The organism is Geothermobacter ehrlichii, from assembly GCF_008124615.1.
Lineage (GTDB): Bacteria > Desulfobacterota > Desulfuromonadia > Desulfuromonadales > Geothermobacteraceae > Geothermobacter > Geothermobacter ehrlichii.
In genome coordinates this window covers 309,632-323,672 of record NZ_VNIB01000001.1, presented here as the reverse complement: position 1 = coordinate 323,672, position 14,041 = coordinate 309,632, and the positions used below count along the sequence as shown (strand labels likewise).

The following is a 14,041-nucleotide window of genomic DNA, read 5'->3' as shown; positions in this document are numbered from 1 at the left end:
TATCCTCTCCCCCCTACTTGGTCATCAGATCGATGAAGCCCTGGATGGTGGTCAACTTCCGTTCCGACTCGGAGTAGAGCTTCGACGAGAAGATGGCCGTGGCCGCATGTCCGGCCAGCAGGGTGAACAATTCGTAATCGACCTCAGCGAACCGGCTTTTCTGTTCTAGCAGCGAGTAGATGACAATAACGCCGATGACATGTTCCTTGATCTTGAGCGGAATACAGACCATCGGGCTGTGCAGATCCTTCTGGTAGGACTCAAGTTCGTCGACAAAGTAGTTTTCACCGGTCTTGGCCATGGTGCCGATGATGCCATCACCCAGCGAAACGACCGGCAACTCCTCCTTCTCGAAGCCCTCGGAGGCAACCGCCCGCAGGGTGTTGGTTTTTTCGTCGAGCAGCATGACGGCGAACTGCTCACCGCCGATCAGGTTGATGATGATCTCGAGAATGATCTGCAGAACCTCGTTGAAGTCAAGGGTCGAGTGCAGCTGGTAAGAGGCGATGTAGAGATTGGCCAGCATGTTGTTTTCGTTCTCGATATCGACATAGCGATTGGCGAAATCGAGATTTTCCGCCTCAACCTCCTTGATGCGGTCAAGAATTTCGGCCTTCTCCTTTTCCAGCTCCTCGATCCGTTTCTGCAGCTTGGCGATAATCTCGTTGTCGCTGCCGACCGGCACCCCCTTCTTTCGTTCCTCCTGCAGTTTCAGCACCTGAAACCTGAGCCGCTCGTTCTCCTTGAGCAGCTCCTGGGTGAACTCGGCGCCCTTCTTGAAGACCTGGAGAAACTCCTCGGCCCGACTGCTCGCCCTTCGATGTTCGTCTTCATTCATCGACATGTCACTCACCTCGACAATTTCATCTGATTGAAACATCGGTCGTCATCTTAACAACCAATCGCAAAAATATCCACATTTTCCAGGTCTATACCCCACAGCGGCGAAAAATTTCCCGGCATATTCCATTCAAAGGAACGACCCTGTCGATGGACCCGGTGGCAATGGCTTCCTTGGGCATGCCGAAAACGACGCTGGTCTCTTCGGATTCGGCGATGACGCAGCCGCCACGGTCATTGATCAGGCGCGCACCGCGGGCTCCATCATTGCCCATGCCGGTCAGGACCACGCCGAGCAGTGACGAACCGAAGATTTCACTGGCAGAGCGAAACATCACGTCGACCGAAGGCGTGTAACGCTGATCGGGGGATGGATCGACGACCTGGGCCACGATATCCTCACCGAGCCGGCGAAAGACGAGATTCTTGCCGCCGGGAGCGATCAGAACCCGGTCAGGGGCAAACAGATCGCCGTTTTCCGCCTCCTTGACATCAAGAGCGGTGAACTTGTTCAGCCGCTCGGCGAAAGCGTGGGTAAATCCCGGCGGCATGTGCTGCGAAACGGCGAACCGGATACCGGGCCGATGCTGGATGGCGGAAAAGATGGCCTGCAGCGCCGGGGGACCTCCTGTCGAAGCGCCGATCACCACCGCCTCGAAGCGCGGTGGAGCGCCCTTTTTGCCCGCCAGGCGTTGCCCCTTGCGAACGACGCCTTTGTACTCGCCGGCAGCTCCGCCCGCCGTCCCGGCGGCCCGGCCCAGCACCTTCTTCATGTCGGCACCGGCCACCTCGCAGACCTTGCGAACCAGGTCGTCGCGTATATTGAACAGTTCCGGAGAGATCTGGGCGCTCGGCTTGGCGACGAACTCGACGGCCCCGAACTCAAGCGCCCGAAAAACGTTCTGGTCGTCGGCCCGAGCCGAGACGACGATGACCGGCGTCGGCCGGTTCTGCATCAGGATGCGCAGAAAAGAGAAGCCGTCCATGCGGGGCATCTCGAGATCGAGGGTGATGAGATCCGGCTTCAGATCGAAGACCTTGCGCAAACCCTCCTCTCCGTTGACGGCGTAACCGACAACCTCGACTCCCTCCATCTCCTGTAAAAACCGGATGATGGTACGCCGGTTGTAGGCCGAGTCGTCGACCACCAGCACCCTGACCTTGCCGTTCTTCATGGCTTCAGCCCTCCCGGCAGGTCGTCGAGCGGTTTCTGGTAGACCATGTCATGCTGCAGATGTTTGAGTTCGTAGAGAGTGGTGATGTTCATCAGTGATTCGGAGTGTCCCAGCAACAGGTATCCACCTGGATTGAGGCGCTGGTAGAAGGTTTCGACAACCCTCTTCTTGGCTGGAAGATCGAAGTAGATAATGACATTGCGACAGAAGATGATGTCCATGCGACCGAGCAGCGCCACCCGCGGTCGGTCGAAGAGATTGAGATGGCTGATGGTGACCAGCCGCTTCACACTGTCGTCGATCAGCCACTTGCCGTCCTGGGGACGGAAGTGACGCTGGCGGTAGCGTTCGGGAGTCGAGCGGAAAGAACTTTCGCCGTACAGCCCCTTGCGGGCGACCTGCAGCACCCTCTGGCTGATGTCGGTACCGATGATCTCGATCTGCCAGCCCTGAACCGCCCGGTTCTCCAGCAGCAGCATGGCGATTGTGTAGGGTTCTTCGCCGGTGGAACAGCCGGCGCTCCAGATGCGGATGCGCCGCTCACCCTTTTCCTGCTTGCGGCGGCAGATTTCGGGAACGATCTCTTCACTGAAACTTCTGAGCTGGAATTCCTCACGAAAAAAGTAGGTTTCGTTGGTGGTCAGCAGGTTGATCAGCTCGGTCAGTTCCTGGTCCCGGGCCGCGTTGTAACGCAGATAATAGTAATAATCCTTGTAATTGTTCAGGCGAAGATGCTGCAGCCGACGGCCGAGACGCTTTTCCAGAATGTATCTGGAATCCTCGGAGAAATGCAGGCCGCAATACTGATAGACGAAGTCGCGCAGCAGGCGGAATTCCTCCAGGCTCATGGGAATTTCGGGGGAGAAAATGAGCATGAATCAGAACTCCCGGGCCGCCCGCAGGGCCTCCAACAATTCGACCAGTTGCTGCCGGACGAGATCTTCGCCCTCGATCAGCAGACGGTTCTCCAGCAGGGACGCAACCTGTTCCGCCCCGACCTCAACCAGGGTACGCGCAGCTGTCAGCCTGACTTCCCAGTTGCCATGATTGAGCAGCGCCTCGCCTCGGCCGGCGACCCAGTCGCTGCAGCCGGACAGGGCCAGCTGTTTCAGGGCGGCGATGACCACCTCGGCATCATCGTGATCGAGAGCTTCGACCAAGGCTTCGCCGGCGCTTTGCGGTGCGGCTTCGACCAGAGTCTCCAGGCCGGCGATGACCACCAGGCCGACCGGATCGGCGAGCTTTTCCCTGACCAGCGCCAGCGCCTCCTCCGAAGCAATTCTCCCGAGGGCCCGCACCGCCGAAGCCCGTACCCAGATATCCTCGTCCTGCACCGCCAGCCGCAGTGCGTCACATGCATCCGGATGGCCGCTGCCGCCGATCGCCTCGGCCGCCAGACGCCGCACATCACCGACCTCGTCTGTCAGCGCCAGAACAAGCGCCTGCCAGAGCTCGCCTTCGTCCCGCCCCGAGCAGGCACGAACGGCAGCGGCACGCACCGAAGGACTCTCGTCCTTCAGCGCCATGACGACCAAGGGCACGATCTCCCCGTCGTTGATGCCGGCGAGAATGTTCACCGCCTCGGTTCGGATCCGTTCATCCTCGGCCTGAAACAGAACGGTCGCGGCACCGACGACCTCGTGCGGGTAGCGACCGGCCAGTGAAATCAACGCCCGGACCAGGGTGTCCATGATCTCCGGCTCGCAATCAGCCAGGCAACCCGCAAGGGCGCGTGGAGCCTCCGCCCCCCCGACCTTGCCCAGAGCATGCCCCGCCGCCTGCTGCAGTTCGGGCACCGGTTGCTGCAAGGCATCGAGCAACAGCGGCCGGCTCTCCTCGCAGCCGGCCTCACCGAGAACATAGGCCAGAAAGGCACGGCTGCGGGCATCGATTTCGGTCCACAGGCGGGTCAGGGCGCAGGCGGAACGGTTGGCAATGGCAATCAGTGCCTGTACTGCGTCGCGGGTAAAGGCGTCCTCCCTCGCAAGTTCAAGCAGTTGAGCCGCCGTCTTTTCGTCCCCGATCCAGCCCAGCAGTCGGATGGCCGCCCTGCGGACCGATTCGTTGCGGCTTTCGAGAAGACCGGCCAGCAGGGGACCGAGATCCCGGCCGTCGCCGAGACAGGCGCCAACCGCCTCCACGTTGCGACCTGCGATCCGCTCGAGCGCGACAGCCGCAGCCTCGCGCACGTTGCTCATCGGATCGGACAGACCTTCGAGCAGTACCGGCACCGCGGCATCGTTGCCGACATGTCCCAGACAGTCAAACAGCGCCTTGCGCAAAAGGGGTTCATCCCGATAGGCGAGAAGCCGTTCGACAGGAACCTCGGCGCCTATCTGCGCCAACGCCTCAAGGATGGTGAAGCGGAACATCAGGTCGGCTTCTTCCATGGCGGCGAGAAGGCGCGGCACCGCCTCGACCAGCTTCAGCCGGCCGAGATTTTCCGCCGCCGCCGCCCGCACATTGCTGTCCGCATCGGCCAGACAGGCAATCATCGCCTCGCCCGTTTCCGGATCTCCGATCGCACCAAGAATGTCGAGCACGAACTTGCGCACGTCGTGATCCGGACAGCGCAGCTCCTCGAGCAGCCGCGGAACGGCCTGCCGACCAAGACGGATCAGGATGTCGACTGCCGTGTTGCGAAGACCGGCATTGTCGTGCGCGTGGAGAAGCTCGACTATTTCACCGGCCAGCTCGCCTGCTGCCGGCATGGCAAGAAAGAGATCGGTCGCTTCCTTGCGAAGACGCCAGCTTTCGTCACCGAAGGCCCGATAGAGAAGCGACAGGTGTTTTTCGACCCCCAGGTCAGCCAGGCCGCGCAGGGCGCGCAGTCTTTCCTCTTCACGCTCCGAGGCAAAAAGTTCGGTCAGTTGCTGCGCATTGATTTCGGTCATGGTCGATCAGGTCCCCTTTTCGAGGGAATGCATCCGGAGCAGTTCGAGAAAGGCGCCGAGAATCAGCTTTCTGGCCAGGTTCTCGCTACCACCGAACCGTTCGAGAAAGATGCGCTCCCCTTCCTGCAGCTCCTGCTGAAACAGTGCATCCAGATTCCCTTCCCGCAGCCCCCGCTCGACCTTGTCCTGATGGTAGAGGGCGATGTCGGAGGCGATGATCCGCGCCAGGCGCCGGGCCTTTTCCATCTCCGGGTCCCCGAGGCTGACCTCCGTCTCTTTCTGTTCGGCGAGACGGATTTTCCTGCTCACGGCATCCCACTGCAGCTTCTGCTGTTCATTTTCCGGCGGGCGAATGCCGGGGGTTGGCAATCCGGCCGCCAGCGCCCTGATCTTGGGAACCAGATCGTCGGGGATATGATGCTTCTCGATGTAATCGTCGGCACCGTACAGGGAGGTCGGCCGCCGTTTGTAGGCCGTCCGGTTGTAGACGGATGACAGCAGGATGATCCTGACATCCCGCAGCCCCGGTCGCTCACGAACCTGCTCCACCACCTGGAAGGCGAACAGGTCCGGCAGGGCGACATCCATAACCGCCACCCGCGGCGGCTTATCTTCCATCAGGGCCAGCGCCTGGCTGCCGCTGTAGCAGATGCGGCAGGCGATGGCATCCTGCTCGAGAATCTGCTGGATGGTCGCGCACAGTTCGGCATCGCTGTGGGCAACGACGACATCCAGGACGCCACAGCCGACAGCGGCAGCAGGAACGTCGATTGTCTGCTGCGACCGGCAGCGAGGGCAACGAACACGAAGCCGCTTGCCGGCGTGCCTGGCGGCGTCAAGCCGGATACGGCTCGCACAGGAGGGACAGTTCACTATCATCTGTCTTTTCCGGGTCAGCAGGCCCCACGATCACCGCCTCAGACGGTCGATTCGGCTTCGGCGCCCAGTGTTTCAAGATCTATCTTTTCTTCCGAGGAAAGGATCTTTTCCAGATCGAGTATCATTACCAGATCATCATCACGGCGGCATACGCCGAGAAAGAATTCCGCTTCCGGCCCCTTGATGTAGTGGGGAGCCGGCTGAATGTCGCCGCGGCCATAGGAGCGAACCTCGGCGACCTCGTCGACTTTCAGCCCGATGACCCGGCCGGACACGGCACAGATCATGATGCGGGTCTTGCGGCCATCGGGAGGAATTTCGAGATCGAAGCGCCGGCGCATGTCGACAACCGGAATGACGGCACCGCGCAGGTTGATCACGCCTTCGACAAAAGCCGGCGATTTCGGTATCGGGGTGATCTTCATCGGCCGGATCACCTCCCTGATGCGCATGATGTCCAGCCCGTAGTAAAGGTGCCCCACCCGAAAGCAGGCAAGCTGGACCTCGACACGGCCACCGGTATGGCGTTCTTCGGATTGATCCCTGTGCATCGGGACGCTCACCTTGCGAGAAACCTCTGGATGGTTTCGATGACCATGGCAGACTTGAACGGCTTGGTGATATACCAGTCGGCACCGACCTCTTCGCCCCGGGCCATGTCTTCCCGGCTCTTTTTCGCGGTCAGCATGATCACGGGAATGTGCCTGGTCGCTTCGTTCTGCTTGATCCGCCTGCAGACCTCGAAACCGTCCATTTCGGGCAGCATGATGTCGAGCAGCACCAGATCCGGCGGCTCTTCATCAATCACCCGCAGAGCCGCCGCCCCGTTGGAAACCCCCTGGACGTCGTAGCCCTTGGAGGTGAGGAGGATGCTCTCGAGCTTCAGCAGGCTCTCTTCATCTTCGACGATCAGGATTTTTTTTCTGTCCACGGCCCACTCCTTTCCTTGGCTGTTTTCCGGCAGCAGGCGGAATCAGACAATCATGCCGTCTCCGCTTCGATGTTCAGGACCTGTTCAAGATTGAGCAGGATGATCATCCGGCCCTGAACGCGCCCGACCCCCTCCACCATTTCCCGGTCAAGACCGGTCAGAATGGCCGGTGGCGGCTCAATATGCTCTTCGCTCATATCAACCACCTGGGAAATGCTGTCGACCAGCAGTCCGGCGACGCGATCTCCCAGTTCGCAGACAATGATGCGCGTATGCTCGCTCAGCCCGCTCTCTCCCAGCCGCAACCGCCGGCAGAGATCGAAAATGGGAACGATGACACCGCGCAGCGAAATGACCCCGAGCAGGTAGTCCGGAACCCGGGGAATGTCGGTCACCTCCCGCGGCTTGATGATCTCCCTGACATGATCGATGCTGACCGCGTAGTGCTCCCGGCCGAGAACGAAAGCGAGCCAGCGGGCTCTGGGACCCGTTTCCTCGGCGTTCGTCCCCTCGAAAGCCTTGAGGTAGGCTTCCTCGGTCGCCAGGGAGAAATCGTTCTGCGCGCTGAACAGCCGATCGAGCATGTCCTGACCGCTCGCGGCGGCCGGCGTATCAGGTTCGGGCGTCGACGCCGGTGATAGCGGTGCCGATGCTGTGGACGGATGATCGGCCCCGGCCGCCCCCCCGTCGTCGACAACAGCAGGGGTGGCCTCCGGCTTGCCGGCATCAGCAGTGTCAGACGGCCCGCCGACTGGCGCGACATCGGTGGCAGGAATTTCGGAACGCTCTTTTGCCGTCTTCCTGCCTGATGTCGCCTGTTTCTTTTTCTTGGCCTTCTTGCGAATTTCGACCAGATCCATCACGCAACCGCTTTCGCTCGGTTCTCTTTTTTTTAAATGGCCGCATCCAGCTCCTGCCTGACCGCGAGCATGACCTCACGGTCAATGGTTCCGGCTTCACGGCCGAATCCCTCGAGCAGGGCCAGAGAGGCGATATGGTTGATCTTGCGCGGTATGCCGCCGGAATATTCATGGATCATGTCGACGGCGTCGGCATCAAACAGCTCGGGGAACCCTCCCGCCACCTCGAGGCGGTAGCGCAGATAGGCGGCCGTCTCCTCCCGGTCGAGGGGCGTCAGGTTGTACTGCAGTCCGATCCTTTGCCGCAGGGCTTCATAGGCCCGATGCTTCAGGCGCTGGCGCAGTTCCGGCTGTCCCATCAGCACGACGCAGATCATGTTCTGGTCATCGAGCTGGAAATTGGTCAGCAGCCTGATCTCGTCGAACAGCTCCTTGTGCGGCACCAGCTGCGCCTCGTCGATCACCAGAACGGGGCAGCGACCCGCCTCGTGACACCGGTAGAGTTCCCTTTCGATCTGCCCCAGAAGATCGGCCTTGGTCCGGGCCGGCTTCTTCACCCCCAGGCGTGTGGCGAGGATGCGGAGAAACTCCATCGGCGTCAGCCTGGGATTGATGAACAGGATGACCTGGTGATTCTCGTCCAGCTCGTCGATCAGGGCACGCGACAGGGTGGTCTTGCCGCAGCCGATCTCGCCGGTCAGCAGGATCAGATCCCGCTCTTCGACGGCATAGAGCAAACGAGCCAGAGCCTCCCGGTGCCCGCGACTCAGATAGAGGAAGCGCGGATCGGGCGTCTTGCTGAACGGACGTTCCGATAATCCGTAAAACTCCTTATACATGGGCCGTCGCCTCACCCCTGAGCGCTTCGTTCATCAGTCCGCCGACATCAAGGACGAGAATGGTCTTCTGGTTGCCGAGATCCGCCGCTCCGGCGATCCCCCGGACGAAAGAAAGGGCCGCGCCGAGCGACTTGATGACCACGTCCTGCTGCCCGGCCAGCTCATCGACGACGATCCCCATCCGCTTCTCCGCCATGCCGACCACAGCCACGAAGAGGCGGTCGTCGTTTTCGCACCGCAGCTCGAGGCCGAAAACCTCGCTCAGACGCATCAGCGGCAGGGTGGTGTTGCGCAGTTCGATCACCTCGCGGCCCTCGATGGTTTCGATCGCGTCCGGTTCGATCATCAGGGTCTCGAGCACCGAATTGATGGGGATGGCGTAGGTCCGGCCGCAGACCTGGACGATCAGCGCCTTGATGATGGCCAGGGTGATGGGCAGGGTGATGGTGATACAGGTCCCCTTCCCCTTTTCGCTGTCGATCTCCACCATGCCGGAAAGGGCGGCGATGTTGTTCTTTACCACGTCCATGCCGACGCCGCGACCGGACAGGTCGGTCACTTCGTCCCGGGTGGAGAATCCGGGAGTAAAAAGCAGATCGTAGATCTCTTCGCGGCCCAGATCAGCCCCCGGACTGACCAATCCTTTGGCGACGGCCTTTTCCCGTACCAGCTCGGGATCGATCCCCTTGCCGTCATCCTGCACCTCGATCACGACATGGTTGCCCTTCTGGGACGCCCGCAGTTCGATGGTTGCCCGCTCCGGCTTGCCGGCGGCGGCACGTTCCTCGGGCGGCTCGATGCCGTGATCGATGGCGTTGCGGATAATGTGCATCAGCGGATCGGTCAGATCCTCGACGATCAGCTTGTCCAGTTCGGTTTCGGCGCCGCTGATCTTGAGCGAAACCAGCTTCCGGTGCTCACTGGCCACCCGCCGGACAATGCGGTTCATCTTGTCGAACAGCTGGGCGACCGGCACCATGCGGACCTCCATCACCGCCGCCTGCAGTTCGCCCAGACGGCGCTCGAGCCCCTTCACCGCCTTTTGCAGATCGGTCGCCAGCGTTGCCGGGACGCTGTGCCGGATTTCATCGGCAATTCGGCTGATGGCGCCTTTGGACAGGACCATCTCGCCGACGATGTTCATCAGATTGTCGAGCTTTTCGATATCGACCCGGACGGTCCTGCTGAAGGAGCGGAGCGTACCGCCGCCGTCGATGGATTCGGCCGGTTCGTCGGCTCCCGCCGAAGGAGACGGTTCGCCGCCGACGACAGGTTTGGAGTCACCGGTCTCGACGGAATGCCGCACCCCGCCGGCAGGACGGGAAACCGGCCGGATCTCCTCCGGATCCCGGTCGATCGACCGGGCAAGCTGTTCGGCATCGAGGTCGCTGCCGGTCAACAGCTGGAAGCCGATCTGGTCGAGGCCGTCCCCCGGTCCCGGCAGCGTGCTGATGACTTCGCCGTTCTCCTTGAGTCTTGCGGTCAGTTCCTCGAGCTCCTGGTCGAAACTGGCCAGACTGAAGCTTGCCTTCACTAGGTAGAGATGCCGTCCCCGGGCCAGATTCTCCCGCAGGCGGTGTTCCTCGTACTCGGTCAGCACGTTCAGGATGTCGGTCGACAGGTCCAGGCCCGCCAGCGGATCGTCCTGCGCCTGCGCGCCGCCTTCGAGCAGCGCGCCGATGCGGCCGCGCAGCGGCTCCAGGTCGAGGGTGAAGTGCTCGTCCTCTCCCTTGCCCGCCACCAGCGACGTCAACAGCTCGAGTCCCTGGAACAGGATCTCGAACAGCCGGGCGTCCGGAGTGATCTTGCCCAGGCGCAGCCGGTCGAGCAGGTTTTCGAGTTCGTGGGAAAGATCGGAAATGTCGGCGAAACCGAACATGCCCGACAACCCCTTGAGCGAATGCGCGCCGCGAAAAATGGCGTTGACCAGATCGGGGTCGATATCCCCCCTTTCGGCCTGTTCGCTCAACAGGGCGACATCGACGTTGAGCTGCTCGAGAATCTCTTCGGCCTCGGCGAGAAAGTCGTGCAGGGCCTGGGAAGACTTACGCGTCACCGGCGTCCTCCCCGTACAGGTGTCGACGAATCAGTGCCTGCAGCTCCTCGGGGGCGAAAGGTTTGACCAGATAGGCATCTGCGCCAAGGGCGATGCCCTTTTCGCGGTCTTTTTTACTCCCTTCGGTCGAGATGATGAACAGGGGGGTATGGCGGTAACGGGGGTTGTTCTTGACGAAACTGACGAGTTCGAGCCCGTTGATGTCGGGCATGTTGATATCGGTAATGACCAGATCGACCTGCTCACGCGGCAAAACGCGAAGGGCTTCGAAGCCATTGGCCGCCTCGACGATGTCGAAATCGCCCATGGCCGCAATGGTCGAAACGATGAGGGCGCGCATGGTCGGCGAATCTTCGGCGATGAGAATTTTATGAGCCACAACTTCCCCTCATGGCAAAAAAACCGTTTCCGTCAGAATTCTCCCGATTCCTTCATTTTCAGCCGCCTTTCCAGCAGGGCCTTTTCCATCGCCAATCCGGCCTGGGAAAGGAAAATTTCCAGTGTTTCGGTGTCGCCGATGGGACGACGTTCGGGCAGATTGTCGCCGTACAGCAACGCCACGGCCCGGCCTTCACTGAGAATGGGACCGAGGAAAATTTCCTGCGGCGCTTCACCGCCGAGCTGATCCTGCAAATAACGGTCCCAATGTTCACCTCCCGGTGCCGTCTTGATCGGGACCATCTCACGCAACGCCCGGGTCAGCACCGAGGGCTGGTCGAGTGGGATGCGCATGCGACACACCTTCTGGTCGGCCGCCTCGACGCCGTTGTCAAGACCGAACTGGCCCAGACCGACGATGGCGTCCCCGCGCACCAGAAAAATCACCGCCCTGTTCATCAGCTCGCTGGCGAAACGCAGAACCAGCAGGATGATGCCTCCCCCCAGCGAAGGGTTGTTCAGCTCCTGCAGCATCCCCTTGAGCAGCCGCAGCCCCGGTGATTCCTCGCGCTTTTCCGGACGCGACGCCGGGGATTCGCCAAGCTCTTCGAGCAGTTCATGACCGAAATCGACCAGCCCATGCTGTGATTTGGCAGGGCCCGCCGGTGATTTTCCGGTAAAAAGGACGATCTCTTCGGCCAGTTCCCGCAACCGGTCCAGTCCCGATGCCGATTGCAGCTCGTCCTTTTTCGGTTTGCGCAAAACCGCCGGCACCCCCTTGTTGCGCAGCATCTTTTCGGCGTCAGGGTTGGCGTGATCGGTCAGAATCAGTACGGAAGAGACATCCCCCCCGGCAGCTATCTTCTCGGCGAGCTCCAGACCGCCGAGAATGCCGCTGCCGTCCATGCGCGGCATGATCAGGTCGATTACCAGGACCGGATTTCCCCCTCGCTGGCGCGTCGCCTCCAGCGCCTCGAGAAAGGGACGGCCATCGGCGAAGGTTTCAACCCGGAATCCCTGGCGATCCAGCTCGCCGGCCAGCAGATTGCGGGTCAGGGAGTCATCGTCAACAAGCAACAGCTGCGTCCCCGGAATTTCCGCCCTCGCTGCCGCATCGCCGACCGCAGCCTCGACAACCGGTGAAGACTCAGTATCTTCCTCGGCCAGCTCACCCAGCAGACCGTCGATGTCGGCGACCTCCGCGGCGGCGACATCCTCCAGGTCCTCGCCGCGATGCCGCCTCTCGTCGAGGATCCGGCTCCCCTCCATGGCCAGCCACTGCGGGTTGAGCCCCTTGTCGAGCATGTAGGCGAGAGGGGCCTGGGCATCCGTCATCTCTTCCGGCTCGCACAGCTCGAAAGCGAAGGTGCCTTCGTTCCAGCTGAAGAAGCTGTAGACGACCTTCTCGATCTGTTCCTTGACCGCCTGTTCGACCAGTTCGGAATCAACCTGAAAGTGCTCGGCGAGAATGACGCCGAGCCGCGGCGGATCGGCCATCCGCTTCTGCAGCGTCAAAGCCTGACGCAGGGTGTCGGCGTCGACCATCCCTCGCTGAAGCAGCAGATGACCCAGGTTTTCACGGTGCTGACTGGAAGTGGCACGAATGACCTGGCCGTTGAAAAAGACGATCGTCCCCTCCCGGTCGTGGCTGCGTAGACGCAGCACACCCGACTTGCGACTGAGACTGACGATCTGCAGGATATCGCCCAGCCCCAGATCTTCGAGATTACCGACCAGACTCATGGACAATCAGCCTTTGCAGAAACCGGCAGAGGGAATCCCCCGGAAAACGCCATAAGGGGCGAAAATTTAAATGAAAATAAATATATCCCAGCCTTGGCGACAAGTAAAGCACATTCACCGGCGCTTTCTCCGTCAATGTTCGCGGCTCTGATAACGCACCCGCAACGGAGAACCGGTCAGACCGAGCGCTTCACGGAATCTGTTGGCCAGGTAGCGCTGGTAGCTGAAATGGACACCATCGGCCCGGCTGACGAAGACGGTGATGGTCGGCGGCCTGACCGCCGTCTGGGTGGCATAGAAGAACTTCAGCCGCTTGCCCCGAAACATGCTCGGCTGGTGCGCCTCGACCGCTTCGCGCAGCACCTTGTTGAGGGCCGATGTCGGCAGCCGCCTGTTGAACTCATCGGCCAGTTTCTCAACCTCGGCCATGATTTTGGCGACGCGCTGTCCGGTCAGCGCCGAAACGAACAGAACCGGCGCATGGGGCAGAAACTTGAAGCGGGCGCGCAGATCCTTGACGTAGCTGCCCATGGTGGTGTGATCCTTCTCTACCAGATCCCACTTGTTGACCACCAGCATCACCGCCCGCCCCTTCTCCTCGGCATAGCCGGCAACGGTGAGATCCTGGTCGGTCACCCCCTCGGCCGCATCGATAACCACCAGCACGACATGGGCGCGTTCCATCGCCTTGAGCGCCTGAATGACGCTGAATTTTTCCAGCTTCTGGCTGACGCGCCCCTTGCGCCGGATGCCGGCGGTGTCGATCATCAGATAGCTGCGGTGGTTGTAGGTGAAAGGAGTGTCGACCGAGTCCCGCGTGGTGCCGGCGATCGGGTTGGCGACGACCCGCTCGTAGCCGAGAATGCGGTTGACCAGCGAGCTCTTGCCGACATTGGGGCGACCGATGATGGCGAGGCGGGTTTCGTCCCCGGCGCGCTCCCTTTCGCGGACCGGCGGCAAAAGCTCCTCCAGCCGGACGATCAGATCGGAGACGCCATGACCATGGGCGGCGGACAGCGGCAGGATCTCGTCCAGCCCCAGGGCATAGAACTCGGCCGTGTTGGCCTCGTCCCTGGGGCCGTCGATCTTGTTGACCAGACAGAGCAGCGGCTTGTCGTGGCGCCGCAGCAGCTCGACCACCTCGACATCGGAAGGTGTCAGCCCCTCCTTGCCGTCAAGCACCAGCAGGATGATATCGGCCTCCTCGATGGCCAGCTGCGACTGTTCGCGCATCTGGGCCAGCAGCCGGTCCTCGCTGGCCGGTTCGAAACCGCCGGTATCGACCAGCAGGAAGGGGCGGCCAAACCGGTCGACGCGGGCATAGTTGCGGTCGCGGGTCACCCCGGGAATATCCTCGACAATCGCCTTGCGCTTGCCGAGCAGACGATTGAACAGGGTCGATTTGCCGACATTCGGCCGGCCAACGATGGCAACAACAGGCAACAT

General features: G+C 61.3%; 13 protein-coding genes. All 13 read right to left on the bottom strand.

Going from position 1 to position 14,041, the window contains the following annotated elements:
• Nucleotides 1-13 precede the first annotated feature (13 nt).
• The 13 genes from EDC39_RS01520 to der all read right to left on the bottom strand — a co-directional run bounded on the left by EDC39_RS01520 (nucleotide 14) and on the right by der (nucleotide 14,041).
• Nucleotides 14-838, bottom strand: coding sequence for a GAF domain-containing protein (locus EDC39_RS01520; protein ID WP_148894610.1), 825 nt, complete (start codon nucleotides 836-838; stop codon nucleotides 14-16).
• A 91-nt stretch (nucleotides 839-929) separates the two neighbouring features.
• Nucleotides 930-2,015 (bottom strand): chemotaxis-specific protein-glutamate methyltransferase CheB, encoded by a 1,086-nt coding sequence (gene cheB, locus EDC39_RS01515; protein WP_148894324.1) that lies wholly within the window; start codon nucleotides 2,013-2,015, stop codon nucleotides 930-932.
• Nucleotides 2,012-2,890 carry a CheR family methyltransferase gene (locus tag EDC39_RS01510; protein WP_148894323.1) on the bottom strand — a complete coding sequence of 293 codons (879 nt, stop codon included), beginning with the start codon at nucleotides 2,888-2,890 and terminating at the stop codon, nucleotides 2,012-2,014. Before EDC39_RS01510 ends, cheB begins: the two co-directional genes overlap by 4 nt.
• Before the next feature lie 3 nt (nucleotides 2,891-2,893).
• On the bottom strand, nucleotides 2,894-4,909 hold the full coding sequence (locus EDC39_RS01505) for a HEAT repeat domain-containing protein (protein WP_148894322.1): 2,016 nt from the start codon (nucleotides 4,907-4,909) through the stop codon (nucleotides 2,894-2,896).
• A 6-nt stretch (nucleotides 4,910-4,915) separates the two neighbouring features.
• The gene (locus tag EDC39_RS01500; RefSeq protein ID WP_148894608.1) at nucleotides 4,916-5,788 is read right to left on the bottom strand and encodes a response regulator; all 873 of its coding nucleotides are present in this window, start codon (nucleotides 5,786-5,788) and stop codon (nucleotides 4,916-4,918) included.
• Between the two features lie 38 nt (nucleotides 5,789-5,826).
• The gene (locus tag EDC39_RS01495; RefSeq protein WP_148894321.1) at nucleotides 5,827-6,339 is read right to left on the bottom strand and encodes a chemotaxis protein CheW; all 513 of its coding nucleotides are present in this window, start codon (nucleotides 6,337-6,339) and stop codon (nucleotides 5,827-5,829) included.
• Nucleotides 6,340-6,347: 8 nt separating this feature from the next.
• Entirely contained in the window at nucleotides 6,348-6,719 is a 372-nt protein-coding gene (locus tag EDC39_RS01490) for a response regulator (RefSeq protein ID WP_148894320.1), read from the bottom strand.
• Between the two features lie 50 nt (nucleotides 6,720-6,769).
• On the bottom strand, nucleotides 6,770-7,579 hold the full coding sequence (locus EDC39_RS01485) for a chemotaxis protein CheW (protein WP_148894319.1): 810 nt from the start codon (nucleotides 7,577-7,579) through the stop codon (nucleotides 6,770-6,772).
• A gap of 32 nt (nucleotides 7,580-7,611) precedes the next feature.
• Nucleotides 7,612-8,418: an ExeA family protein gene (locus tag EDC39_RS01480; protein ID WP_148894318.1), complete on the bottom strand. Its 807-nt coding sequence runs from the start codon at nucleotides 8,416-8,418 to the stop codon at nucleotides 7,612-7,614.
• Entirely contained in the window at nucleotides 8,411-10,474 is a 2,064-nt protein-coding gene (locus EDC39_RS01475; protein WP_148894317.1) for a chemotaxis protein CheA, read from the bottom strand. The genes EDC39_RS01480 and EDC39_RS01475 overlap by 8 nt, the downstream gene beginning before the upstream one ends.
• Nucleotides 10,464-10,853 carry a response regulator gene (locus EDC39_RS01470; protein ID WP_148894316.1) on the bottom strand — a complete coding sequence of 130 codons (390 nt, stop codon included), beginning with the start codon at nucleotides 10,851-10,853 and terminating at the stop codon, nucleotides 10,464-10,466. The genes EDC39_RS01475 and EDC39_RS01470 overlap by 11 nt, the downstream gene beginning before the upstream one ends.
• A 32-nt stretch (nucleotides 10,854-10,885) precedes the next feature.
• Nucleotides 10,886-12,595 (bottom strand): response regulator, encoded by a 1,710-nt coding sequence (locus tag EDC39_RS01465; protein WP_148894315.1) that lies wholly within the window; start codon nucleotides 12,593-12,595, stop codon nucleotides 10,886-10,888.
• A gap of 132 nt (nucleotides 12,596-12,727) precedes the next feature.
• Nucleotides 12,728-14,041, bottom strand: coding sequence for a ribosome biogenesis GTPase Der (der, locus tag EDC39_RS01460; protein ID WP_148894314.1), 1,314 nt, complete (start codon nucleotides 14,039-14,041; stop codon nucleotides 12,728-12,730).